We start from the raw sequence: 25,133 nt of genomic DNA, 5'->3' as shown, positions 1-25,133 counted from the left end.
CACCGTGCGGCCGCGACACACCGACTCCGCCCCCGCCGCCTGCGGACATCCGAACCACCGACCCCGGCCCCGCCTCCTGCGGCCCGCCGCCCGCCTCTCCCCGCCCGCCGGCCCGCCGCGATCACCCCGCCGGGCGCCCGGCCGGCAGCCACCGCCAGGGTCGCCCCGCAGCGTTACGCGCTGCCCCCGCGGCGTGCGCGCCGGATGAAGCGTTTCACCTCCGCGGCCGGGTAGGGCGTACCGGCGGGCGGTTCTGCGGCTGTCACGGAGGCTTGCCGCCCGGTCGGACGCGCGCCAACGGGTTCCCCCCTCGGGTCCGGGGTGCGCCGGGGTCCGGCACCCGCCGTCGACCGGGGCCCGGCGGCCCGGCAACGCCGCCGGCGTGGCGATGTCGCCTCCGGCCGGGGCGCAGGACTCCTCCCCGCCCCTGGCGGCGGCCCGATCCCGGCGCCGGCCCCGCGGACCGCGGACCGCGGACCGCGGGGAATGGGGACCGGCGGGACGGTGTTGTCGGCGACATGACCGATTCGTCCGGTAGTGCCGGTTCTCCCCGTCCGGAAGGCGATGCCGTGCGAGGGCGTCTGGCGGCGGAACGCGTCGACACGACCGCGCGGATCGCGGCGCTGAGCCGCGAGTACGACGGGATCGTCGCGGCGAACGCCCTGGTCGCGGTCGACGACGAGCACGACCCGGACGGATCGAGCACCGCGTTCGAGCGGGCCCACCTCGCCGCTCTGCTCGGGCAGGCCCGAGAGCGTCTCGCGGCCCTGGACCGCGCGGCGCAGCGGCTGGAGCAGGGCGACTACGGCCGGTGCCGGAGCTGCGGCGAGCCGATACCGCCCGCCCGCCTGGACGCCCTCCCGGCAACCACCACCTGCGTCCACTGCGCGGCAGTCCGACGCCGCTGACCTCCGGATGCACTGACCCCCTGGACGCGTGGGCGCGCTGACCCGCTGACCCGCTGCCCCGCTACGAACCCGGGCCGTACCCGCCCGCCGCGCCCACCCCAGCGCCCCCGTCCCCGATCCGCCGCCCGTCACCCTCACCCGCCGACGGAGCGGCCCCGGCCGCCGGCTCCCCGGCTCACCGCCGCCCGCAGGCCGCCGCCGGCCCGCCGGCCCGGCTCGCGCCGACCGGGCGCCGCGGGGTCCCGCGCCTGCCGAGTACCGCAGGCTACCGCCCCGCCGAGCGCCGTGGGCCCCCGTCCGCCCGCCGGCCCGGTCCCCGGTACGGCGACACGCGCGCCGGTCGGGCGGCGGCCGGACGGGGGAAATCCGGGCGGTTGGAGTCGGGCGGGCGGCGGTTCCGCGACGGCCGCAGGGCCGTGTGCCGGCTGGGCCGCCGGGGCGCGGGGCGCCGCGCCGCGCGCGCCAAGAAGGGGGTCGGCGGCCATCAGCTGTTCATCCGGGGGTCGGGCGACGGTCGTCGGACGCTGCGACATTGCGCGCCATGGACACTCCACACACGGGCATTGACACCAGGCTCGCCGAGAAGATGAGCATGGCGGAGCAGCACGAGTACCTGCGGTCCAAGGTGACGCGCCGCCGGATGGTGCTCGGCGGGATCGCCACCGCCGGCACCGTCGCCGCCTCCGGGCTGCTCAGCGGAGCCGCGCAGGCGCAGACCCCCGGTCCGTCGCTGCTGACCAGGCCGGCCACCGACCACCACGTGGACGGCGCGCTGGTCGCCCCGTTCGGCCGCCACCTGCAGTTCGGTGCCGACCCGAAGACGCAGTTCACGATCTCCTGGCAGGTCCCGCTCGCGGTCCGCAGGCCGTTCGTCCGGATCGGCCTGCAGCCCTGGTCGCTCAGCCACAAGATCGAGGCCGAGGTCCGCGACCTGCACACCCCGCAGCTGCTGAACAGCACGCTGCCGCCGGTCGACCAGTACTACCTGCACGCGAGGATCGGCGGGCTGCGGCCCGGCACCACGTACTACTACGGCGTGGGCCACGACGGCTTCGACCCGGCGCAGGCCGCGGCGTTCGCCACCATCGGCTCCTTCACCACCGCGCCCGCGCACAACGGCAAGTTCACCTTCACCGCGTTCGGCGACCAGGGCGTCAGCTACCACGCGCTGGCCAACGACTCGCTGATCCTGGCCCGGAACCCGGCCTTCCACCTCCACGCCGGCGACATCTGCTACGCCGACCCGGACGGCTCCGGCCAGCAGAGCGACGCGGGCGACTACGACGCGCGCACCTGGGACTCCTTCCTGGCGCAGACCGAGTCGGTCGCGGCCCGGGTGCCGTGGATGGTCACGACCGGCAACCACGACATGGAGGCCTGGTACTCGCCGAACGGCTACGGCGGCCAGGAGGCCCGCTGGTCGCTGCCCGCGACCGGCCACGACCCGAAGAACCAGCCGGGCGCGTACTCCTTCGTCTACGGCAACACCGCGGTGATCGCGCTGGACGCCAACGACGTGTCGTACGAGGTCCCCGCCAACTACGGCATCACCGGCGGCAGGCAGACCGCGTGGCTGGACCGTACGCTGGCCGGCTACCGCAAGCAGCGCGGCGTCGACTTTTTGGTGGTGTTCTTCCACCACTGCGCGTACTCCACCACCAACTCGCACGCCTCGGACGGCGGTGTGCAGGCGGAGTGGGTGCCGGTCTTCGAGAAGCACCAGGTGGACCTGGTGATCAACGGCCACAACCACGTCTACGAGCGGACCGACGCGATCCGCAAGGGCGCGGTGTCGCACGCGGTGGAGATCGGCGGCACCACCCGGCCCGCCACCGACGGCACGGTCTACATCACCGCGGGCGGCGCCGGCCGCAGCCTGTACACCTTCCCGGCCCCCGACTCGTTCGAGGGCAGCGAGCACGAGGCCGACACGGTGACGACCTGGCACTCCGCCAAGGGCGGCGGCCAGGTCGTGGACACCGTGCACTGGTCGCGGGTCCGCTACACCGGCTACTCGTTCGTCTCGATCGACGTCGAGCCGGCCCGGCCGGGCCACGAGTCGAAGCTGACGGTGTCCGCCATCGCGGAGACCGGCAGGCGCATCGACCACTTCACGGTGGCCCGCCGCGCCGACTGACACCCCGGTACCGCCCGGCGGCCGCACGGCACCCCGCCGGGCCCGCCGGACCCCTGCGGCATCCGCCGCACGGCAGCGAACACGCCGCTGGGCGGCCCCGGGGCTCCGGGACCGCCCAGCGGTTCTTCGTGCCGGCCGTCGGCCCGTGCCGTGGCCGGCGGCGGGGACGGTCAGGCGCGGGCGCGGGCGCGGGTGCCGGCGCGGGTGCGCTCAGCGGCGCTCAAGCACGTTCGCCAGCGCGACCGCCGCCCAGCCCAGCAGCAGCCAGCTGGAGCGCCGGACCAGCCGGAGCCGGTCCGGGGAGACGCCCCAGCGGGCGCCGCCGAAGGAGACGACCGCGTAGGCCAGGCCGCACACCAGCGCAACGGCCAGGGCTACGTCCCAGAACACGGCACCCCCTCAGCACGCCTTGTCCGCTTCGTGCTCGAACAGCCCGGCGTGGTCGGCCCAGTCGCCGAAGAGGCCGACGCCGGCTCCGGTACGGTCGAGCAGCGCGCCCCGCCGTTCCCACTGCTCGGACAGCCGGTTGACGGCCGCGCCCAGGAACGGCTCGTCCGCGGCCCGCAGGTCCTGGGCGGCGCCCCGCAGCACCCGGGCGCCGATGTCCTCGAACAGGCCCGCGCCGCCGATCGAGGCCCGGCGCAGCGGCGCGCCGGGCCGGGACGTCGCATGCGACGGCCCGGTGTGGCCGGTGCCCAGTGCCGATACCGGCGCGGCGTTCGCCAGCATCCCGAGTAAGAGGGCGAATGCGGTGCCGCCGGCCTGTAAGACGGCATGGCGGCGCAGCGAAGTTCCTGACCATGCGACCCCCCTGAGTGCATTTCACGACTCGTGTTTCCTGCTCGCGGCGTCGAACGCCATGAGTGCGGGAGAGCCTACCGAGCGGGGCAATCGGTGCGCGCCGGAATGCGGAATGGGGCGGCTGAGTTTTTCTACGACCGGGGGCGCGGAGGGTGGTCCGGAACGCCGGGACGGAAGGTTTTCCGGCGCACGGGCCCGGCCCGGCTGATTTTCCTTCCCTACCGCCCGCCCCGGATATCGCAGGTTGCTTGCGGCACCGATGCCGCTGCGGGCCCGCCGGGCGACCGGGGCATCCGCTGTTACCGCGATAAGGCGGTTTCCGGGTGGGGGGTACCGGGCCGTTTCCGGTGGTTTTCCGGTCCTGGCGCGGCCGGCCGTGAAATCCCGGCCATTTCGCCGGGAAGGGCCGCCGAGGCGTATGCGCCGGGGGCCGGGCGGATCCCGGTGGGGCGGGTTGGGGCCGGATCCCGGCGGATCCCGGCGGGGTGCTGGTGAGGGGCCGGCGGCCCGGCGCGGGGTGGGGAGGAGCGGGGCCGGGCGCCCGGGGGCCCGGGGGTGTCCACGGGGACGCCCCCTTCCCCACCGGGCGGCGGCGCGTACGCTCGGTGCGGGGCGGGGCGAGGATCCGGAGGTGGGCGGTGCGGCGGACGTACCTGCTGTGGGCGACGGCGGCGGCCGGGCTCGCGGTGGACCAGGGCACGAAGGCGATCGCCGCGGTCACCGTCGAGGGCCGGGACCCCTCGCACACGCTCGGCGGCGCCGTCACCTTCACCGCCTTCCGCAACTCCGGCGCGGCCGGCTCCTTCGCCCCGCACGCGACCCTGGTCTTCTCGCTGCTGGCGGTCGCCGTCCTGGTCTTCATCGCCCGTGTCGCGCCGTCCGTCCGCTCCCCGGGCTGGGCGGTAGGCCTCGGCCTGATCTTCGCCGGCGCCGGCGGCAACCTCACCGACCGCCTCTTCCGCACTCCCGGTTTCGGCCGCGGCGCGGTCCTGGACTTCATCCAGATCGGCCACTCCGGCATCTTCAACCTCGCCGACCAGTGCGTGACCGCCGGCGCCCTGCTGATCCTGCTCCAGACCTTCCGCGGCGTCCCCATGCGCGCCGAGGCCCCGACGTACAGCCACCCCTAGCGCGCCGCGCGCACCCTGCGGACGCGACCGCGCGGACGCGGTCGCCACCGGGGTGGGGCGGCTGTCCGGCAGCGTATGGCATGGGGGTGACGGACGAGGAAGGATTTTTCCGGGGGCGTCCCGCGGCCCCGGGAGCCGGCACCGCGAAGGCGGCCGTACGCGCGCACCGGCTGATCTACAGTGCTGGGGTCAGTGCCCGTCACGCCCGTCACCCGGTGACCTGAGAAGGACCAACGGACTATGCCGACCGAGACGTTCGAGTTTCAGGTGGAAGCGCGCCAGCTTCTGCAGATGATGATCCACTCGATCTACTCCAACAAGGACGTGTTCCTGCGTGAACTCGTCTCCAACGCCTCCGACGCGCTCGACAAGCTGCGGCTCGAAGCCCTCCGCGACGACTCGCTGGGCGCGGACGTCTCCGACCTCCACATCGCCCTTGAGACCGACCAGCAGGCCCGCACGCTGACCGTGCGGGACAACGGCATCGGCATGTCGCGCGAGGAGGTGGTCCAGCTCATCGGGACGATCGCGAACTCGGGGACGGCGAAGTTCCTGCGGGACCTCAAGGAGGCCGAGGACGGCGCGGCGGCCGAGGGGCTGATCGGCCGGTTCGGTGTCGGGTTCTACTCCAGCTTCATGGTGGCCGACGAGGTCACGCTGCTGACCCGGCGGGCCGGTGAGCGCGAGGGCACCCGCTGGACCTCCACCGGCGAGGGCACGTACACGGTGGAGACCGTCGGGGACGCGCCGCAGGGCACCACGATCGTGCTGCGGCTCAAGCCGGAGGACGCCGAGGACCGGCTCTACGACTACTCCTCGCCGTGGAAGATCAGGGAGATCGTCAAGCGGTACTCCGACTTCATCACCTGGCCCATCCGGATGGCGCCCCGACCCGCGTCCGGCGCCGGGGAGCAGGAGGCGCCGGCGGAGCCCGAGACGCTCAACTCCATGAAGGCGCTGTGGGCGCGCCCGCGCGACGAGGTCACCGACGACGAGTACCACGAGCTGTACAAGCACATCAGCCACGACTGGAGCGACCCGCTGGAGACCGTCCGGCTCCAGGCGGAGGGCACGTTCGAGTACCAGGCGCTGCTGTTCGTCCCGGCGCACGCCCCGCAGGACCTTTTCATGCAGGGCTACAAGCGCGGTGTCCAGCTCTATGTGAAGCGCGTCTTCATCATGGACGACTGCGAGGAGCTGCTGCCGCCGTACCTGCGCTTCGTCAAGGGCGTGGTGGACGCCCAGGACCTGTCGCTCAACGTGTCGCGGGAGATCCTCCAGCAGGACCGCCAGATCCAGCTGATGCACCGCCGGCTGACCAAGAAGGTGCTGTCAACGGTCAAGGACATGATGTCCGCCGCCCCCGACCGGTACGCCACGTTCTGGCGGGAGTTCGGCCGGGTGCTGAAGGAGGGGCTGCTGAGCGACGCCGAGAACCGCGACGCGATCCTCGGCGTGTCCTCCTTCGCCACGACCCACGACCCGGCGGAACCGACCACGCTGGCGCGGTACGTGGAGCGGATGAAGGACGGTCAGGAGCACATCTTCTACCTCACCGGCGAGTCCCGGCAGGCGGTGGAGAACTCGCCGCACATGGAGGCGTTCCGGGCCAAGGGCATCGAGGTGCTGCTGCTGACCGACCCCGTCGACGAGGTGTGGGTCGAGGCCGTCCCCGAGTTCGACGGGCGCGCGCTGCGGTCGGTCGCCAAGGGCCAGGTCGACCTCGGCACCGAGGCGGAGAAGGCGGCGGCCGGCCAGGAGCGCGAGCAGCAACAGCAGGAGTACGCCGGCCTGTTGGCCTGGATGGCGGAGCGGCTGAGCGAGCACGTCAAGGAGGTGCGGCTCTCCTCGCGGCTGACCGTCTCCCCCGCCTGCGTCGTCTCCGACTCCGACGACGTGACCCCGGCGCTGGAGAACCTCTACCGCGCGATGGGTCAGGAGGTCCCGCACGTCAAGCGGATCCTCGAACTCAACCCCAAGCACCCGCTGGTCGCCGGCCTCAACCGGACCCACGGCGACGGCTCGCCCGGCACGGCCCTGGAGGAGGCGGCCGAACTCGTCTACGACATGGCCCTGTTGGCCGAAGGCGGCGAGCTGAGCGATCCGTCGCGCTTCGTCAGGCTGATGGCCGACCGCCTGGAGCGCACCCTCTGAGTTCGTCCGCGCCGGGTCCGGCCCGCGCCGCGCCGGGGCCGCCGCGTCCGACGGGCCCCACCACGACCGGTGGGGCCCATCGGCGCCGGGCCCGGTACGCGCACCCCTACCGCCGGCTCAGCAGTAGCCGGCCTGCAGGAAGCCGCGCTCGGCCGGGTCGCCGAGGCTCAGCGCGATGTCGGTGTGGCTCGGCAGGCTGTCGAACGCCGTGTTCGGCAGGATGAACTCCCGGCCGGTGTACTTCTGGGTCACCGTCTGCCGGTCGGCGGGCTTGCAGACGAACGGATTGGCGTACGTGTTGTAGCCGATCCCCACACCGGTGTTGAGGAAGCCCGCGTCCTGGCACTGGTACAGCACGCCGCGCAGCGCGGCGGCGTCCTTGGGGCCCGTGTAGTGCGCCGCGAAGTTCGTGAAGCACGACGTCGACGTGCCGGTGTCGTACGGGGACGGGCCGGCGGCCGCCACCGCCCCGAGGAAGTCGCGGTTGCAGCCGATGGCCGCCGACAGCGCCTGGCCGCTGAGCAGCGCCGACCGGTCGCAGCCGGTCACGGCGTCGAACGCGTTCACCACGTCCTTGTGCGGGCCGAGTTGCGCGTAGGCGACGGCGAGCCCGGTCTGGGCCGCGAGCGGGTACGCCCCCGTGTCGCCGAACTGCTCGTCGAGCAGCCGGAACCAGGTCTCGAAGGTCGGCACCTGGGCCTGGACGCCGGCCGGCAGGGTGTAGACGGCGAGGTCCTGCGGGTAGGACCAGGTGTCGAGTCCGGGGAATCCCACGTAGGACAGGATGCCGATGCCGACCTTCGCGGGGCTGCCGCCGTATTTCCTGTTCAACGCCAGATACTGTTCCAGGTTGGTGCTGGACCCCGCCCACGCGTACCAGAATCCGTCCGGATAGGGCGCGGTACTTCCCGGGGAGTGCACGGTCCCGAAAAGCGTGGGTGCCACACAGGGCGCCTTGCGTTGTTCCCACGCCTTTTTGTACGCGGCCGGCGTGGAAATACAGGCGCTTTTCTTCGCCAGGGTCGCCCGGTGGGAATCCGACTGTGCGGGGACCGCGGTCGCGCATACGAGAGCGCAGGCGGCGAGGGCGACCACGCGCCGCCCCCACCGCCCGAATATCGCGGGGCCGAGGTCCGGGGACCGCCGTAAGAAACGTCCGCTCACCACGTGTTCCTCCCGTAGAAAAACTGGATAGTCACACTATCATCAGGGGTGGCTGAAAAGGCAGGTCTTCGGGCGGCCCCAAATCCTGGACCTGCCGGCCGAACCCGAGCTGTACGTGCAGAGCATGGGGACGGTCAACGCGATGACCGTCGGTATGGACCGGCCCTTCCTCGTCCTCACCACCGAACTGCTCGACGTCTTCGACGAGGACGAGCTGCGCTTCGTGATCGGGCACGAACTCGGCCACGCGCTCTCCGGCCACGCGCTCTCCGGCCACGCGGTCGACCAGACCATGGCGCGGCTGCTGGCCAGTGTCGGCCTGTCCGCCTTCCCGGTCGCCGGACTGGCCCTCGGCGCCGTCGAGGCGGCACTGCAGGACTGGTTGCGCAAGTCCGAGCTGTCCAGCGACCGGGCCGGCCAGCTGGTAACGCGGACACCTCGGTACGGGCCCTGATGAAGCTCGCCGCGGGCTCCCGCGTCGACGAGATGGACCCCGCCGAGTTCCTGGAGCAGGCCGCCGAGTACGAACTGGACGCCACCGGCGCCCGCAACCGCATCTACAAGTTCCTGACGCCCTCGCTGACGCCCTCGGGCGAGCCCCCGATCCTCGTCGCCCGCGCCACGCGGCTGGACCGGTGGGTGCGCGGCGGCGAGTACGGCGCGATCCTCGCCGGCGACTACCCGCGGCGTGACGACGACGCCGGCTTCACCCTCCGGCAGAGCACCCGGCAGCAGCGGGAGGCGTCGAGGTCGGCCCGGGAGCAGCGGCGGCAGGACAAGGAAGTGCGCGACCAGCAGCTGCGCGGCCCGGGGCTCTCGCTGTCCCGGCGGACCGGCCGGCCCGGGGAGTAGGCGTCCGGGGGCGCTCGGCGCGAGGCGCCGGGCCTGCCGGGCCTGCCGGACGTGCCGGGCCTGCCGGGCCCGGTGGTCCGGGCCGGCCCGCACGGGCCGGCCCGGAACGGGGTCAGACGAGGTCGAACCGGTCGAGGTTCATGACCTTGTCCCACGCGGCGATGAAGTCACGGACGAACTTCTCCTTCGCGTCGTCGCTCGCGTAGACCTCCGCGAGCGCGCGCAGCTCGGAGTTCGAGCCGAAGACGAGGTCGACGCGGCTGCCGGTCCAGGTGACCTCGCCGGTGGCGGCGTCGCGGCCCTCGAAGACGTTCGCGTCCGCGGCCGTCGCCTTCCACGTCGTCCCCAGGTCGAGCAGGTTGACGAAGAAGTCGTTGGTCAGCGCCCCGGGGGTCGCGGTGAGGACGCCGAGCGGCGACTGCTGGTGGTTCGCGCCCAGCACGCGGAGGCCGCCCACCAGGACCGTCAGCTCGGGGGCGCTCAGCGTCAGCAGGTTCGCGCGGTCGATCAGCAGGTACTCCGCCGGCAGTCGGTTGTCCTTGCCGAGGTAGTTGCGGAACCCGTCGGCGGTCGGCTCGAGGGCGGCGAACGACTCCACGTCGGTCTCCTCCTGCGACGCGTCCGTGCGGCCCGGCGTGAAGGGCACCTCGACGTCGAAACCGGCGTCCTTGGCGGCCTGTTCGACGGCCGCGGCGCCGGCGAGCACGATCAGGTCGGCGAGCGAGATCCGCTTGCCGCCGGTCTGGGCGGCGTTGAACGCCTCCTGGACACCTTCCAGGGCGCGCAGCACGGCCGGCAGCTGCTCGGGGCCGTTGACCTCCCACCCGCTCTGCGGCTCCAGCCGGATGCGGGCGCCGTTGGCGCCGCCGCGCTTGTCGCTGCCGCGGAAGGACGAGGCCGACGCCCACGCGGTGGACACCAGCTGGGACACCGACAGGCCCGAGGCCAGCACCAGGCTCTTGAGCTCGGCGACGTCCTCCGGGCCGACGAGCTCGTGGGTGACCGGCGGCAGCGGGTCCTGCCACACCAGCGTCTCGGCCGGGACCTCAGGGCCGAGGTAGCGCACGACCGGGCCCATGTCGCGGTGGGTCAGCTTGAACCACGCCCGCGCGAAGGCGTCCGCGAACTCCTCCGGGTGTTCGAGGAAGCGGCGCGAGATCTGCTCGTACGCCGGGTCCGTGCGCAGCGCAAGGTCGGTCGTCAGCATCGTCGGGGCGTGGCTCTTCGACGGGTCGTGCGCGTCGGGTACGGTGCCCGCCCCGGCGCCCTCCTTCGGCTTCCACTGCTGGGCGCCGGCCGGGCTCGCGGTCAGCTCCCACTCGTAGCCGAACAGGATCTCGAAGAAACTGTTGTCCCAGGTCACCGGGGTGTTGGTCCACGCACCCTCCAGACCGCTGGTGATGGTGTCGCCGCCCTTGCCGGTGCCGAAGGAGTTCCGCCAGCCCAGGCCCTGCTCCTCCAGCGGGGCGGCCTCGGGGTCGGGGCCGACGTTGTCCGCCGGGCCGGCGCCGTGGGTCTTGCCGAAGGTGTGGCCGCCCGCGATCAGGGCCACCGTCTCCTCGTCGTTCATCGCCATCCGGCGGAACGTCTCCCGGATGTCGCGGGCCGAGGCCAGCGGGTCCGGGTTGCCGTTGGGGCCCTCGGGGTTGACGTAGATCAGGCCCATCTGGACCGCGCCGAGCGGGCTCTCCAGCTGCCGGTCGCCGGTGTAGCGCTCGTCGCCGAGCCAGGTGGTCTCCGGACCCCAGTAGACGTCCTCCTCGGGCTCCCAGACGTCCTCACGGCCGCCGCCGAAGCCGAAGGTGGTGAAGCCCATCGACTCCAGGGCGACATTGCCGGCCAGCACCAGGAGGTCGGCCCACGACAGGCTCTGGCCGTACTTCTTCTTGACCGGCCACAGCAGGCGCCGGGCCTTGTCGAGGTTGGCGTTGTCGGGCCAGCTGTTGAGCGGGGCGAAGCGCTGCTGGCCCGATCCCGCGCCGCCGCGGCCGTCGCTGATCCGGTAGGTGCCCGCGCTGTGCCACGCCATCCGGATGATGAAGGGGCCGTAGTGGCCGTAGTCGGCCGGCCACCAGTCCTGCGAGGTGGTCAGGACCTGCTCGATGTCCTGCTTCACGGCGCCGAGGTCGAGGGCGGAGAACGCCGCGGCGTAGTCGAAGTCCTCGCCGAGCGGGTTGGCCACGGCGGGGTTCTTGGCAAGGACCTTCACGTTGAGCCGCTCCGGCCACCACGCGCGGTTTCCGCCGCCCTGGGTCGGGTGCGGGGCGCGCCCGTGCGGGACCGGGCAGCCGCCTGCGCTCTCCGTTTTCGCGTCTACGACGATTGCGTCATGGTTCTCAGTCATGGGAATCCTTCCGGGCGGGCGGATCAGCGGGTGCTGGGGAACTGCGGGCGGTGGCGGGCGGTGACGGCGCGGCCCGAGCGCGGCCGTGACCGCGCGGCCGGGTCGGGACGGTCGGGGCGGGCGGCGGCACCGCGCGGGCGGCACCTGACGGGACGGGTGTCGCTCCCGGCGCGCCGCTCGGACCGGGCCGGGTTGCCGACCGGTCCGACGCGGCGTACGGGTCCTGCGGCGGTGGCCGCGAGGAGTACCCCGTACCGACGTGCGGGGGAGCCGGGAAGCCGGCTCATCCGGTCTTACGGCGCGGGCGGCCGTCACCCGCGGGCCGGCACCGCTCGGTCCCTCGGCGGTGGTCCGGTCACGTCTGTCTCCTGCCGTACTGGAGTCTTCCTGTTCCTTGGCTATTGCCGGAACCGATCCTACAATGGACTGAGTCCAAGTCAAGAAGGGGACCAAACGCACATCTCGCCGGATTGCGGACATGTTCACTGGTAAACTTCGGACATCCCACGAACCTGAATAGGTGAACCGACATGAGTGACCTGCTGGAGCGGCTGCGAGGACGTGGCTGGCGGATGACCTCCCAGCGGCGTGTCGTCGCGCAGGTCCTCGACGGCGACCACGTGCATCTCACGGCCGACGAGGTGCACGCCCGCGCGGCCGAGCGGCTGCCGGAGATCTCCAGGGCGACCGTCTACAACACCCTGGGCGAGCTCGTCTCGCTCGGCGAGGTCATGGAGGTCTCCACCGACGGCCGCGCCAAGCGCTACGACCCCAACGCCCACCACCCGCACCACCACCTGGTGTGCTCCAACTGCGGCACCATCCGTGACGTCCACCCGACCGGCGACCCGCTGGCGGACCTCCCGCCGCAGGAGCGCTTCGGCTTCACGGTCTCCGGGGCCGAGGTCACCTACCGGGGGCTGTGCCCGTCCTGCGGTTAGGGCCTGCCGTGCGGATCTGCGCGGCGTCGCGGGCCCCGGCCCGCACGTCTGCCGCGTTCCCGCCCGATCGTCGACGCACCACGCCGCCTCCCTCCTCCGCCGTGCGGCCGTCAACGCGCCGGACCCGCGCCGCCGCCCGCGGCGATCCGCACGGCAGGCCCCAGGCCGCCCCGCGCGACGAGGCTGCCCCCGCCCCGCCCTCCGGTCGCGCGGCCGTCGCGGACCGCGGAATCGGACTGACGTGCTCCGGGTGAACCTGCGGCGATTGCCCGGCGGCCGGCGCCAAGTCCCGGCACCCTGCTAGGAGTTGGTCCGAGCGGTGCTCGTGGCGGGAGCCGTCCTCCGGGTCGGTCCCGACACCGGCCGGGCCGTCGGCCGGGCGGATCGCGCTCGCCGGCGGACGCGGCAGAGCTCCGCAAAACGCCCGGTGCGCGGCCCGGAGGTCACGGGGCGCCGCGCCGCGTGAGACGGAGGGGGTTTGTGCCGTGACAGCCGGGGAATCCCGTACGGCGGCAGACCGGGACGGCGCCGCCGCGGCCCGCCCGTCCCCCCACGGGCCGCCCGGCGCGGACCGGCCCCGTAACGTACCGCACCACGTCGCGTGCGTGATGGACGGGAACGGCCGGTGGGCCCAGCAGCGGTCCCTGCCGCGCACGTCGGGCCACCTGGCCGCCGAGACGCCGGTGATCGACGTCATCGAGAGCGCGCGGAGCGCGGGCGTACGGTGGCTGAGCCTGTTCGCGTTCTCCACCGAGAACTGGCGCCGCCCGAGCGGCGAGATCGACTTCCTCATGCGGCTGGTGCGCCGGGCCGTCCGCAAGCACGCCCCGCTGCTGCACGCCCGCGGCATCCGCTGCCGGTTCCTCGGAGCCGCCGATCCGCGCATCCCCGCGCCGCTGGCCCGGGACTTCGCCGACCTGATGACGCTGACCGGCGCGAACCGGGGCATGACGCTGACCGTGGCGTTCGACCACGGCGGACGCCGCGACATCGTCGAGGCGGCGCGGTCCCTCATCCGCAGCGGCGTGCCGGCCGACGCCGTCGACGAGCGGAACTTCGCCGCCCACCTGCCCTTCCCCGACACCCCCGACGTGGACCTCGTCATCCGGACCTCCGGCGAACAGCGCATCTCCAACTTCATGCTCTGGCACGTGGCCTACGCCGAATGGGTCTTCCCGCCGGTGCTCTGGCCCGACTTCCGCGCGCCGCACTTCCTGGAGTGCCTGCGCGCCTACCGGCACCGCGAGCGCCGCTTCGGCGGCGTGACACCGTACGCGAACGGAGAACCCCACCCGTGACGGACACCGGCGACAGCCGCCCCGGCCGTACCCGTTCGGAACCCGCCGGCCGGCACGGCGACCCCGTACCGCCCGACCCCGCAGCCGGGCCCGGCGCCCTGTTCGGCCCCGACTCGCAGTTCCACCGGTTCTTCGACGATCCGCGCTGGGCACTGGCCATGGTCAGGGCCACCGTACTGGAGGCCGCGCACCCGCAGATCGGTGCGGCCCTGATCGACAACTCGACGTTCGTCGCCCACCCGTGGCGCCGGCTGCGCAACACCCTGGTGAGCCTGCAGCGCATGTTCGGCGCCGACGAGCAGGTACGGCAGCGGGAAGCGGCGCGGCTCAACCGCCTGCACACCCGGATAAGCGGCACCGACGCGCGCAACCGGCCGTACGACGCGATGGACCCGCAGGTCCGCGCGTGGGTGGTGGCGACGCTGTTCGAGAGCGCCGTCACCATGTGCCGGCTGAGCGGGCAGCCGCTCGACCAGGCCACCATGGAGCGGCTCTACGCCGAGTTCCGGGCCTTCCTGGCCGCCTTGGGGGATCAGACCGGCCAACTGCCGCCCACCCTGCCGGAGTTCTGGCGGTACTACGACCGCATGGTCGAGGAGGAGCTGGAGAACACCGAGGCGCTGCGCATCGTTCTCTACAAGCTCTTCGACCACCTCCCGGCGCCGCCCCTGCTCGGCGGCCTGCCGACGGTGTGGGCGGCCGGCCGCGCGCTCGCCGGCCCGGTCATCGGCACGATCACCGTGGCGTCCCTGCCCGAACCCTTCCGCCGCCGGGCCGGGCTGCCCGAAGTCCCCGGCGCCCGGACGCTGATGCAGAGCGCCTACCTGGCCGCCGGCCTGGCCCGCTTCCTGCCCGACGACTGGCTCAGGACCGAGGACCTCACCAACCTGCTCTACCTGTCCGCCGACAGCGACGACCCGCGGGCCGCGACGCTCGGCGCGCTGAGCGCCCGCGTGAAGCGCGCCGGCGCCTTGTTCCGGCTCGTCACGCCCTTCCCGGCACCGCGGCCACCCGCCGACCGGAACGCCCCACGGCGCAGCGCCGACGAGTTCTTCACCGCGGTCCTCGACCAGACCGGTGACGGCTACCTGGACTGGCCCGATCTCGCCGCCATGGCACGGGAGTTGTCGTCCCGCCTGGACCTCGACGAACCGCAGGAGACCAGGCTCTACGACGCCTACGCGCAGTGGTGGCGCGAACTCCAGAGCGCCCTCGACACCGACGGCGACGGCCGCGTCAGCAAGGACGAGTACGCCGCCGCCGTCCCCTCCCTCGCCGGCCCCGCCCTGATCCGGGTCGCCGAGGTCCTCTTCGACGCCACCGACGCCGACGGCGACGGCTTTATCGACGCCGAGGAGTATCGCGCCCTCTTCCGCACCGCCTTCGCCCGCACCCCGACCGGCCCCGACCCCCGCTACCCGCGCGGCGCCTTCGTCCAGGACTTCCTCTCCTTCATGTCCGGCCGCCGCCCCTCCACCCCCTTCGACCCCCTCCTCGCCGACGCGTAGACCCCCGACGGGGCCGCCGCCGTGGTCGCCGCCGCCCTCCCCACCGGGGGGCGGCGGATCGCCGTCGGACGCCGGACCCCTCGTAGTTGGACCCCCTCGTACCGGCCCGGTCGATCTGCCGGCCTGCTCGCCGGCGTCCGGGCCGTACCACCGGAGGGGCTGCCCGGTGAACGCGGCGACGCGCTCGACGTCCCGGTCGTGACGCCGGAGGGTCAGCCCCTGGAATGCGGCGGTGACGCCCTGGGCGCGGGTCCCCGGCGGAACGCGCGCCGTGGAGGAAATCCGGTTCCGCGACGGGCGGGCGGCCCGTCGGCCCGGAGCCACCGGGATTCTCCGCCGGTCGGACGGAGAAAAGGTTGCCGAGGATTACGGAATTACGGTCGGATCATCGGATGAGCGATTTGCGCGCCGGTGGGAAAGCGGCGCTATCAGGGGGATCGTGTTGTCGGCGGTGCGCCTTTCAGGTTCACCCGAAAGGCGCCGTTGACAGGGAGTCCGGTCGGGGATGAAACTGGCAAAGAGGGCGATCGGGCTTCCGGAGCAGAATCTTTTTCGGCGGGCCATGAGACGTGGGTGGACATACCCGACCGCCCGCCCGCCGGCCGTGGGCCGGCAGACGCCATGAGGGACGCTCCGGCGGCGTCCCGCCAGTAGATCCCGCCTGACGCCCCGTCGACTTCCAGTGTACCGAAACGCCTTTCCGCCCGGTCGGTGAACGCTGTATCCGGCTGGGTGCGGGCCTGATGATTCCCGGGCGGCGGCGGCATGCCGCCAACCCGTACGGTCGCCTCGTTTCCGGGCTGGAAAGCCCGCCCCGGCCGATCAGTGTTCCCGGGGCGAACGTACGGATACGGCGTTCGCCGGCGCCGGCATCCGCACGATCCGCTGTCCCTGCCCGCGTTTCCGCGTCCCCTTTTACGCGTGCCGACCGCGTACCGAAAACCCCGGCCCGGCTGCGGCCCGGGGCCGCTTCAAGGAGTGTCCAGCGATGAGTACCGATATCCCCACGGTCGACCTGCAGGAATGGCGGCACGCCGACCTCGACCGGCTCGACGAGATCGCGTGGGCCGTGGACCTGGCCCTGCGGGAGACCGGCATGTTCCTGCTGACCGGTCACGACGTGCCGCGATCGAGCGGCGAGGACTTGCGTGACGCGGGGCTGTCGTTCTTCCGCCTGCCCCGCGAGACCAAACTCCGCTACGAGATCCAGGGCCAGTACGACAACGGCTGGCGCGAGGTGCACCGGAACGTCGGCATTCCCGACGCCGCCGCGAACGACGACGACAGCGCCCCGGACCTGCACGAGTCCTTCTACGCGGGCCCCACGCACCGCACCGGTGACGCCCGCGCCGACGGCCTGTTCTACCCGGCCAACCGGTGGCCCGCAGAACTGCCGCGGCTCCGGGCGGCGGCCGACGCCTACACCGCGCACATGGTGCGGGTGGCCGAGCAGGTCAACAGCCTGCTGGCCGACGTGCTGGAGCTTCCCCGGGACTTCTTCAACTCCCTCTCCCGAAAGGCGACGTGGACACAGAACGTCAGCTGGTACCCGTCATTGGCCCGGCTGGGCCAGACCGGGACCGGCCGGATGCGCAACGCCCCGCACACCGATCTGGGCACCTTCACCCTGCTCAACCGCCAGCCGGGCAAAGGCGGCCTGGAGGTGTGGAACGAGGCGGAGGGCTGGTTCCCCCCGGTCTACGCCCGGGACTCCGACACCCTGATCGTCATCCTCGGCGATCTGATGGAGCTGTGGACGGACGGCCGGTGGCGCGCCCTGCGCCACCGCGTGCCGGCCCCCCGGGTGGACGCCGGCGAGGAGGACGAGGAGCAGGTCTCGCTGGTCTTCTTCTTCGAGGCCGACCCGCAGGCCCTGATCGAGCCGCTCCCCGCACCGGTCGGCGGCGGCCGCGGGATGGCGCCCGCGGTGGCAGGCGAGTCGATCCTGGGCAAGCTCGGCGTCCCCCTGACCCCGGCCTGAGCGGCCCGCCCGGGATCCGCCCGCCGCGGAGTACCGCCGGCCCGGGAGGCCCGCGTCCGCCCCCCCGCTGCTTCACCCGCCATCCTGCCTGCCCCCGTCTGCCGACAACCCGACCCGAGAAAGGCGACCGACACCGTGACGAGCCCCGCGTTCTATTCGAAGGTGGCCGGCCAGTTCGGCGGCTACCCCGACTGGCCGCCCCGGACCACGCACTACCCCGACGGCGACCCCGAGGAGTACTTCGACACGGCGCTGACCGCCTTCGGCGCCGGTGGGCGCCTCCTGGACGTCGGGTGCGCCGACGGGCGCAACCTGCTGGCGGTGGCCGACCGGTTCCGGCAGGTCCTCGGCATCGACCTGTCGCCCGAGATGCTGGAGGCCGCCCACCGCCACCAGCGCGAGGCCGCGCTCGCCCATGTGGCCTTCGAGGTGGGCGACGCCTCGGCCACCCGCCTCGCCCGCGGCTCGGTGGACGTGGTCTCCTCCCGGCGCGGACCGCTGTGCCCGGCCGAGTTCCACCGGGTGCTCACCGACCAGGGCGCGGTGGTGCACCTCGGCATCGGCGAACAGGACGTACGGGCCCTGAAGGAGGCGTTCGGGCGCGGGCAGAACTACGGCCGCTGGTGCGGGGTCCCCGCCGCCCAGGAGGACCAGGCGCGGCTGGAGGAGGCCGGCTTCTCCGTCGAACACCGGGCGTTCCGCTTCGACGAGTACTTCCACTCGGCCGACGACCTGCGCGGATTCCTGCGCAAGGTGCCGATCTTCGAGGACTTCGACCCGGTCGCCGACAAGGAACCGTTCGACGCCTACGTCGGCCGCGCGAGGTCGGAGCGCGGCATCCACCTGGCCCGGCACTGGTTCGTGCTCGTCGCCCGGAAGGCGCTGCCGTGACCGGCCGCGGCCCGTACGACGTCCTGGTGGTCAGCTCCTACAAGCCGCTGCCGGCCCGCCTGCTGGCGAGCGGGCTGATCGGCCGGGTGTCGGTCATCACCGAACCGGAGTTCGCCGACTTCTACGGGCCGGACGCGCGGGTGACCACCGTCGGCGGTGTCGACGACCTGACGGCCGTGCGCGACGCGGCCCTGCCCGTCTTCGCCGACGGCCGCGTCGACGCCGTGCTGACCCCGGCGGAGGCCGGCATCGCCGCCTCGGGGCTGCTGCGCTCGCACTACGGGGTGCAGGGCATCGGATACGAGACCGCCAACGCCTGCTCCAACAAGTACGTGATGAAGCGGGCGCTGGCGGCCGCCGGAGTGCCGGTCACCGCGTTCCGCCCGGTCCACCGGCTGGCCGACGTGCCGGCCGCCGCGGCCGTGCTGGGCTGGCCGGTGGTGGTCAAACCCACCTTCGGCGGCGGGACCTTCAACGTGGTCGAGCTGCGCTCACCGGGCGCGTTCGCGGGGTTCGCCGCCGGCCCGCGCTCGGCCGGGCTGCGCGGCCTGCGGACATCGCTGCTGGTCGAGTCGCTGGTGGAGATGGAGGCCGAGTACCACTGCGACGCCGTGGTGTACGAGGGCGAGGCGCTGTTCGCGGCGGTCTCCCGCTACCACGGACCGGTCCTGCGCAGCCTCGGCGGACTCCTCGGCTCCTACCCGCTGCCCGACGCCCATCCCGACCGGGCGGCTGCCCTCGCCCTGCTGGACGACGTGCTGGCCGCGGTCGGCCTGCGCTCCGGGGTCGCGCACGTGGAGATGTTCCGTACCGCCTCCGGGCTGCTGGTCGGCGAGATCGCCTGCCGGCCGCCGGGCGGCGGGGTGGTCGAGGGGCTCGCCCTGCAGTACGGGGTCGATCTGTGGCAGGCGTTCCTGGAGACCTCGCTGGGGCTGCCGCCGACCCTGCGCCCGCGGCACGCCGGGCACATCGTGGCCAACACCATGCTTCCGGCGCGGCCGGGGCGGATCACGGCGATCACCCCGGCGGAGACGCTGGAAGCGCTGCCGGGCGTGCTCCGGGCCACCATGACGCGCCGCGTCGGCGACATCGTCGACGCCGACCTGTACTCCACCTCGCACACCGGCGTGGTGCTCTTCGCGGCCGACGACGAGCGGGAGATCCCGGTCCGGCTGCGCGAGTTGGCCCAGCTGTACGAACTCGCCGTGACACCGGCCCCCGAACCCGGGGACGGCGCCGAGGCCGCCCCCGGCTCCAGCACCGTCGCCGTCCCCGGAACCACCTCCCGTACCGGCCGGGACACCCCGGTGGGGAGCCCGCGGTGACCAGGATCGTCGTGGTCGTCTCCGGCGGGATCGACTCCGTGACGATGGCCCATCAACTGGCCGCCCAAGGCCACCGCTTGCACCTTCTCGCCGTCGACTACGGGCAGCGCCACCGCAAGGAGCTCGGCTTCGCCCGCGCCACCGCGGAACGGCTCGGCGCCCCCTACGAGGAGGTCGATCTGACCGCGGTGGGCCGCCTGCTGCGCGGCTCGTCCCTCACCGATCCCGCGGTACCCGTCCCGGACGCGCAGCAGGCCCCGAGCGGGCCCAACCCCAACATCGTGCCGAACCGCAACGCGCTTCTGCTGGCGGTCGCCTACTCGGTCGCCGTGGTCGAGCGGGCGCGGGCGGTGGCCTTCGGGGCGATGGCCGACGACGTGGGCCCCTCCGACACCTCACCGGCGTTCCTGGCCGCCTTCCTCGCCATGGAACGGATCGCCACCTTCGGCCAGGCCGTGCCGGGACTGGAGCTGCTCGCGCCGCTCATCACCCTGCACAAACCCGAAGTGATCCTGCGCGGAGTCGAGTTGGGGGTCCCGTGGCAGGAGACCTGGACGTGCTTTCGCGGCGGGGAGCTGCACTGCGGCGGGTGCGCGGCCTGCGTGGAGCGGCGTACGGCGTTCGCCGCCGCCGCGGTGAAGGACCCCACCGAGTACCGGCGGGAGCCGGCGGCCAGCCGGGGAGAAGGACGTCGGCCGCAGGAGCGCCCCGAAGCGGACGCCGCGCCACCGAGCCGCGAAACGGCGCTCTGAGCCGGAGCCACGAGACAGAGAGGACAGCGCACATGGCGTTGCGGATCACCAAGCAGTTCGCCTTCTCCGCCAGCCACCGGCTGGAGGGCCTCGCCCAAGGGCACCAGTGCGGGCGCCTGCACGGGCACAACTACCTGGTCGAAGTGGAACTGGCCGCCGAAGCGGATCAGTTGACGGCGACCGGATTCGTCCGGGACTACGGCGAGCTGGCCCCGTTCAAGAGGTGGATCGACGCCACCGTCGATCACCAGCACCTCAACGACATCGTCAAGGCCAACCCGACCGCCGAGAACCTGGCCCGGTGGATGTACGAGCTGTGGTCGGAGCAGTTCCCCGAACTGTCCGCCGTCCGGATCTCCGAGACACCCAAGACCTGGGCCGAGTTCCGTCCCTGACCCCGTCCCTGGCCTGCGGGTCCGCTGCCCGCCGCCGACGGCGGGCAAACCCGGACCTGACCGCATCGCATCGCATCGCGCCGCATCGCATCGCATCGCGCCGCTCGCGCGGTGACCGCAGACCGTATCGAGGAGGTGGTGCCAGTGGAACCGCAGCTCGTCGTCAACGAAGTCTTCGGCCCCACCTAGGGCCGTCCAGGGAGAGGGCCGCTCACTCGGCCGACGGTGCGCGTTCGTGCGCCTGGGCGGCTGCAACCTGACCTGCCGTTGGTGCGACACCCCCTACACATGGGACTGGCAGGGCACGAGCGACGCGGGGATCGCGTACGACCCCCGCGAGGAGCTGCACTCGCGTTCGGTCACCTCGGTCGCCGACCAGGTGTCCGCGCTGGGCGTGGACCTGGTGGTGGTCTCCGGCGGCGAACCGCTCGGCCAGCAGGTACGGCTGGTGCCGCTGGTCGAGCTGCTGACCGGACGGGGCATGGAGGTCGAGATCGAGACCAACGGCACGCACGTCCCGCACCCGGCGCTGGTGGCGGCGGGCGCCCGGTTCAACGTCTCGCCGAAGCTGGCCCATTCGGGCGTGGCCGCCGATCGGCGGATCAGGCCCGACGCGCTGCGCAGCCTGGCCGGCACCCCCGGCAGCTGCTTCAAGTTCGTCTGCCGCGACCCCGCCGACCTGGACGAAGTGGGCGACCTTGTGCGGCGCTTCGCCATCGGCCCGGTGTGGATCATGCCGGAAGGCCAGAGCGCGGAACACGTCAGCGACCACGGGCGGAACCTGGTGGCGGCGGTGATCGAGCGCGGCTGGAATCTGACCACCCGACTGCACATCTTGATCTGGGGACAGGAAAGAGGCGTCTGAGTGAGCACCGAGGTGAAGACCCAGTCCGTCGCCACCACGCTGGACATCGAACCGGTGGGAGACCCCGATCCGTTGATCGACCTCGCCGTCAGACTGCTGGAGGAGATCGGCGAGGACCCGGGACGCGACGGGCTGCGCGATACGCCGGAGCGGTTCGCCCGCTGGTGGCGGGAGTTCACCAGCTACGACCCCGGCACCACGTCGACCCTGTTCGAGACCACCGCCACCGGTCAGCTGGTGCTCGTCTCGGGCATCGAGGTCTGGTCCCTCTGCGAGCACCACCTGCTGCCGTTCAACTGCTCGATCAGCGTCGCCTACCGTTCCACCGAACGGCTCCTCGGGCTCTCGAAGTTCGCCCGCATCGCGCACCAGCACGCCCACCGGTTGCAGCTGCAGGAGCGGCTGGTCGCCGACATCGCCGCCGACATCATCCGGATCACCGGCAGTGAGGACGTCGCCGTGGTCGGCCACGGTGAACACCTGTGCATGACGATGCGCGGCATCAAGACCAGCGCGCGGATGACCTCCACCTCCATCCACGGCGACTTCGGCCGGGCCGGCCCCGCCCGCGACGAACTTTTCGCCTTCCTCCACCACTGACCGGGGCCGGGCCGGCCCCGTACCCCGCCGTCCGTCCACCCACCCGTGCACCCCGTGCACCCCGTGCACCCCGTGCACCCCGTCCGCCCGGGACGGCCCGCCCACCGCCACCGCCACGATCGCCATCGCCTTCGCCACCGGCAGGAAACGGACATCTCGATGAGCACGCTCGACGTAGAACACTCGCCGCAATCGCTGGAATCAGAGGTGCGCAGCTACTGCCGGTGCTGGCCGGTGGTCTTCGACCGCGCCGAGGGCAGCCGGCTGTACGCCCGGGACGGCACGCCGTACCTGGACTTCTTCGCCGGCGCCGGAGCGCTCAACTACGGCCACAACAACCCGGTGCTCAAGGCCGCGCTGCTCGACTACCTGAGCCGGGACGGCGTCATCCACGCACTCGACATGTCCACGGTGGCCAAGGCCGACTTCCTCCACGCGCTGTCGGAGATCCTCCTGAAGCCCCGCGGACTCGACTACAAGGTCGTCCTCTCCGGTCCCGGCGGCGCCAACGCCGTGGAGGCGGCGCTCAAACTGGCCCGCAAGGTGACCGGCCGGCACCCGGTCGTCAGCTTCACCAACTCCTTCCACGGCATGACGCTCGGCACGCTGGCGGTGAGCGGCAGTTCCGCCAAGCGGGCCGCCGCCGGCCTGCCGCTCGCCCACGCCACCTCGCTGCCGTACGACGGCTACCCGGGCGGCGTCGACGCGCCCGCGCTGCTGGAGAGACTGCTGACCGATCCGGGCAGCGGCCACGACCTGCCGGCCGCCGTCATCGTCGAGACCGTGCAGGGCGAAGGCGGCCTGCACACCGCGAGCAGTACGTGGCTGCGCGCGCTGGCCGACGTGTGCCGCCGGACGGGCGTCCTGCTGGTGGTGGACGACGTGCAGATGGGCTGCGGACGCACCGGGGCCTTCTTCAGCTTCGAGGACGCGGGCATCACCCCCGACATCGTCTGCCTCTCGAAGTCGATCGGCGGATACGGCCTGCCGATGGCGCTCACCCTGCTCCGGCCGGAGCTGGACGTGTGGCGGCCGGGCGAGCACAACGGCACCTTCCGCGGCGTCAGCCCGTCGTTCGTCACCGGCGCCGAGGCCCTGCGGACGTACTGGACGGACGGCGGACTGGAGGATGCGGTACGGGCCAAGGGCGCGTGGCTGCGCGCGGCGCTCACCGACCTCGCGCGGGAGTTCCCCGCGGCGGCCGCCGAGGTGCGCGGGCGCGGTCTGGCCGTCGGCCTGCACTTTCGTGGTGCGGCGGGTGGTGGTGCGGCGGGTGGTGGTGCGGCGGATGGCGGCGGGACGGCCGGCGCCGAGGCGGGCAGCGGTACGACCGGCGGCGGCGCCGGCACGGGTACGACCGGCGGCGGCGCGAGCCGCCCCACCACGGCGCAGCTGATCTGCGCCGCCGCCTTCGAGCGCGGGCTGCTGGTGGAGACCTCCGGGGCCGTCGACGACGTCGTCAAGCTGCTGCCCCCGCTGACGATCCGCCAGGAAGAACTCGACGAGGGTCTGGAGATCCTCCGCGGCGCGGTGACGGCCGTGCTCACCGGGGCGGCGGAGAAGAAGCCCGCGTGGTCCTGAGCGGGCCGGCGACCACCCGGCCCACCCGGCGGGAGCGGCTGGGGCTGCCGCGGGCCCGCGGCGCCGGCCCGCTTCTGGCGGCGGCCCTGGTGGACAGTCTGGGCAGCGGGCTCTTCCTGCCGTACGCGCTGCTGTACTTCCTCGGCACCACCGGGCTGCCGGCGCCCACGGTCGGGCTCGCGCTGTCCGCGGCCGCGGCCCTCGCGCTGCCGTGCTCCGCGCTGTTCGGCCCGCTGGTCGACCGGGCCGGCGCCCGCCGGTCGGTGGTGCTGGCGAACCTCGCCCAGGCGGCGGGCTTCGTCGGCTACATGGGGGCGGCGTCCGCGGGGCAGATCGTCGCCTTCGGGTTCCTCGTCACCGCGGGCCAGAACCTGTTCTGGACGGCGAACGGGGTGCTGGTCACCACGGTCTCCGCACCGGAGGACCGGGTGCGCTGGTTCAGCCTGCTGCGGGTGGTGCGGAACGTGGGCACCGGGGTGGGGGCGCTGCTGGCGTCGCTGATCGCGGCGGGTGCGGCGGGCGGGCCGCACCCGGCGGGCGCGGTCAGCGCGGTGGGTGCCGTGGGCGCGGTGGGCGCGGCTCCGATCGGCGGCCGGGCGGTGGTGGTGGCGAACGCGGGCAGCTTCCTGCTGGCCGCCGCCGTCCTCGCCCGCTGGCGCCCGCAGCCGCCGCCCGCGGCCGTATCCGCCGGCCGGCCTCCGCGGGAGCCGCCGCCCGCCGCCCTTCCCGAGCCGGTCCGTCCGCCGCGACGCCCCGGCTACCGGCAGGTCCTGGCCGACCGCCGCTTCGCGGCGCTCAACGCCGCGACTGTGCTCTTCGTGCTGTGCCTGCTGGGACCCCCGCTGATCCTGGCGCTCTACGTCACCAGGACGCTGGACCAACCGGCATGGGTGGCAGGGGCGTTCATCGCGGGCAACACCGCGCTGGTGGTGGCCTTCCAGACACCGGTCACCGAGGCGCTGCGCCCGCACCGCGGTACCCGCCTGCTGCACCTGGCGGCCGTGCTGTTCGCGGCCTCCTTCGCCCTGCTCTGGGCGGCGCACGCGGCGGACCGCCCCCCGTGGCTCGCGTTCTTCCTGGTGGCGGCCCTGTTCGGCTACACCGCGGGGGAGATCGTCTCCTCCCCCGTCCTCACCGATCTGGTCGCCACGCTCGCGCCCGCGGATCTGCGAGGCCGGTACTTCGCGGTCAGCCAGCTCTGCTGGAGCCTGGCCGCCGTGCTGGCCCCGGGCGTGCTGACCCGCCTGACGAACGCCGGAACGCTCGCCCTGTGGGGCACCCTGCTGGTCGTCTCCTGCGGTGCGTTCGCGCTCGTCCCCGCAGTCGCCCGCCCGCCCGGCGCGTCTCCGGAGCCGCCCGCCCCCATTCCGCTGCCGGCCGAGCCGCCGCCATAGCGGATTCGGTCCGCAGTTCCGACGGGGGAATGACGGGGACGTGACGCCTGGAAGTCGGGGGCGTCCGTCCCGCGGTGCCGGGGGTGCCTCCTCCGCCGTCGTCGCCATGCCG

General features: G+C 73.2%; 22 protein-coding genes. 18 read left to right on the top strand and 4 right to left on the bottom strand.

The annotated features are described in order from the left end of the window. Positions 1-518: 518 nt before the first annotated feature. Entirely contained in the window at positions 519-908 is a 390-nt protein-coding gene (locus tag RLT57_RS13450; protein WP_311297623.1) for a TraR/DksA family transcriptional regulator, read from the top strand. 541 nt (positions 909-1,449) lie between these two features. After that, positions 1,450-3,045, top strand: a complete 1,596-nt coding sequence (locus tag RLT57_RS13445) for a purple acid phosphatase family protein (RefSeq protein ID WP_311297622.1) — start codon at positions 1,450-1,452, stop codon at positions 3,043-3,045. 210 nt (positions 3,046-3,255) lie between these two features. Here the strand turns inward: RLT57_RS13445 and RLT57_RS13440 are convergent, their stop codons facing one another. Then, a complete protein-coding gene (locus RLT57_RS13440) occupies positions 3,256-3,435 on the bottom strand; it encodes a hypothetical protein (protein WP_311297621.1) in 180 nt (59 codons plus the stop codon). Positions 3,436-3,444: 9 nt separating this feature from the next. Next, complete coding sequence (locus tag RLT57_RS13435) at positions 3,445-3,774, bottom strand: hypothetical protein (RefSeq protein WP_311297620.1); 330 nt, start codon at positions 3,772-3,774, stop codon at positions 3,445-3,447. A gap of 710 nt (positions 3,775-4,484) precedes the next feature. Here RLT57_RS13435 and RLT57_RS13430 point away from each other — a divergent pair. Both RLT57_RS13430 and htpG read left to right on the top strand, forming a co-directional pair. Beyond that, positions 4,485-4,976, top strand: coding sequence for a signal peptidase II (locus RLT57_RS13430; protein ID WP_311297619.1), 492 nt, complete (start codon positions 4,485-4,487; stop codon positions 4,974-4,976). Positions 4,977-5,216: 240 nt separating this feature from the next. Then, a complete protein-coding gene (gene htpG, locus RLT57_RS13425; protein ID WP_311297618.1) occupies positions 5,217-7,130 on the top strand; it encodes a molecular chaperone HtpG in 1,914 nt (637 codons plus the stop codon). 117 nt (positions 7,131-7,247) lie between these two features. Here the strand turns inward: htpG and RLT57_RS13420 are convergent, their stop codons facing one another. Next, positions 7,248-8,075 carry a hypothetical protein gene (locus tag RLT57_RS13420; protein ID WP_311297617.1) on the bottom strand — a complete coding sequence of 276 codons (828 nt, stop codon included), beginning with the start codon at positions 8,073-8,075 and terminating at the stop codon, positions 7,248-7,250. A gap of 271 nt (positions 8,076-8,346) precedes the next feature. Here RLT57_RS13420 and RLT57_RS13415 point away from each other — a divergent pair, with 271 nt between their 5' ends. Together RLT57_RS13415 and RLT57_RS13410 are read left to right on the top strand one after the other, a co-directional pair. Further along, complete coding sequence (locus RLT57_RS13415) at positions 8,347-8,748, top strand: M48 family metallopeptidase (protein WP_311300703.1); 402 nt, start codon at positions 8,347-8,349, stop codon at positions 8,746-8,748. Then, a complete protein-coding gene (locus RLT57_RS13410) occupies positions 8,748-9,146 on the top strand; it encodes a hypothetical protein (RefSeq protein WP_311297616.1) in 399 nt (132 codons plus the stop codon). The genes RLT57_RS13415 and RLT57_RS13410 overlap by 1 nt, the downstream gene beginning before the upstream one ends. A 112-nt stretch (positions 9,147-9,258) precedes the next feature. Here the strand turns inward: RLT57_RS13410 and katG are convergent, their stop codons facing one another. Then, positions 9,259-11,490 (bottom strand): catalase/peroxidase HPI, encoded by a 2,232-nt coding sequence (gene katG, locus RLT57_RS13405; protein ID WP_311297615.1) that lies wholly within the window; start codon positions 11,488-11,490, stop codon positions 9,259-9,261. Between the two features lie 530 nt (positions 11,491-12,020). Here katG and RLT57_RS13400 point away from each other — a divergent pair. The 12 genes from RLT57_RS13400 to RLT57_RS13345 all read left to right on the top strand — a co-directional run bounded on the left by RLT57_RS13400 (position 12,021) and on the right by RLT57_RS13345 (position 25,021). Further along, positions 12,021-12,431: a Fur family transcriptional regulator gene (locus RLT57_RS13400; RefSeq protein WP_311297614.1), complete on the top strand. Its 411-nt coding sequence runs from the start codon at positions 12,021-12,023 to the stop codon at positions 12,429-12,431. Positions 12,432-13,039: 608 nt separating this feature from the next. Then, positions 13,040-13,729, top strand: a complete 690-nt coding sequence (gene uppS / locus RLT57_RS13395) for a polyprenyl diphosphate synthase (RefSeq protein ID WP_399129837.1) — start codon at positions 13,040-13,042, stop codon at positions 13,727-13,729. 98 nt (positions 13,730-13,827) lie between these two features. After that, entirely contained in the window at positions 13,828-15,237 is a 1,410-nt protein-coding gene (locus tag RLT57_RS13390) for an oxygenase MpaB family protein (RefSeq protein WP_311300702.1), read from the top strand. Positions 15,238-16,225: 988 nt separating this feature from the next. Next, positions 16,226-17,218, top strand: a complete 993-nt coding sequence (locus RLT57_RS13385) for a 2-oxoglutarate and iron-dependent oxygenase domain-containing protein (RefSeq protein ID WP_311297612.1) — start codon at positions 16,226-16,228, stop codon at positions 17,216-17,218. A gap of 135 nt (positions 17,219-17,353) precedes the next feature. Continuing rightward, positions 17,354-18,109: a class I SAM-dependent methyltransferase gene (locus RLT57_RS13380; protein ID WP_311297611.1), complete on the top strand. Its 756-nt coding sequence runs from the start codon at positions 17,354-17,356 to the stop codon at positions 18,107-18,109. Next, on the top strand, positions 18,106-19,434 hold the full coding sequence (locus RLT57_RS13375; protein ID WP_311297610.1) for an ATP-grasp domain-containing protein: 1,329 nt from the start codon (positions 18,106-18,108) through the stop codon (positions 19,432-19,434). Before RLT57_RS13380 ends, RLT57_RS13375 begins: the two co-directional genes overlap by 4 nt. Then, the gene (locus RLT57_RS13370) at positions 19,431-20,186 is read left to right on the top strand and encodes a 7-cyano-7-deazaguanine synthase (protein ID WP_311297609.1); all 756 of its coding nucleotides are present in this window, start codon (positions 19,431-19,433) and stop codon (positions 20,184-20,186) included. Before RLT57_RS13375 ends, RLT57_RS13370 begins: the two co-directional genes overlap by 4 nt. Positions 20,187-20,218: 32 nt before the next feature. After that, positions 20,219-20,581, top strand: coding sequence for a 6-carboxytetrahydropterin synthase QueD (gene queD, locus RLT57_RS13365; protein ID WP_311297608.1), 363 nt, complete (start codon positions 20,219-20,221; stop codon positions 20,579-20,581). Positions 20,582-20,816: 235 nt separating this feature from the next. Then, the gene (locus RLT57_RS13360; protein ID WP_311297607.1) at positions 20,817-21,446 is read left to right on the top strand and encodes a 7-carboxy-7-deazaguanine synthase QueE; all 630 of its coding nucleotides are present in this window, start codon (positions 20,817-20,819) and stop codon (positions 21,444-21,446) included. Then, on the top strand, positions 21,447-22,046 hold the full coding sequence (gene folE / locus RLT57_RS13355; protein WP_311297606.1) for a GTP cyclohydrolase I: 600 nt from the start codon (positions 21,447-21,449) through the stop codon (positions 22,044-22,046). Between the two features lie 159 nt (positions 22,047-22,205). Continuing rightward, complete coding sequence (locus RLT57_RS13350) at positions 22,206-23,627, top strand: aspartate aminotransferase family protein (RefSeq protein WP_311297605.1); 1,422 nt, start codon at positions 22,206-22,208, stop codon at positions 23,625-23,627. Beyond that, the gene (locus RLT57_RS13345; protein WP_311297604.1) at positions 23,618-25,021 is read left to right on the top strand and encodes an MFS transporter; all 1,404 of its coding nucleotides are present in this window, start codon (positions 23,618-23,620) and stop codon (positions 25,019-25,021) included. Before RLT57_RS13350 ends, RLT57_RS13345 begins: the two co-directional genes overlap by 10 nt. The last annotated feature ends 112 nt before the right edge of the window (positions 25,022-25,133 follow it).

It is taken from the genome of Streptomyces sp. ITFR-21 (assembly GCF_031844685.1).
Lineage (GTDB): Bacteria > Actinomycetota > Actinomycetes > Streptomycetales > Streptomycetaceae > Actinacidiphila.
Note: the sequence above shows the minus strand (reverse complement) of the source record. Positions and strands in the feature narration are given on the sequence as shown.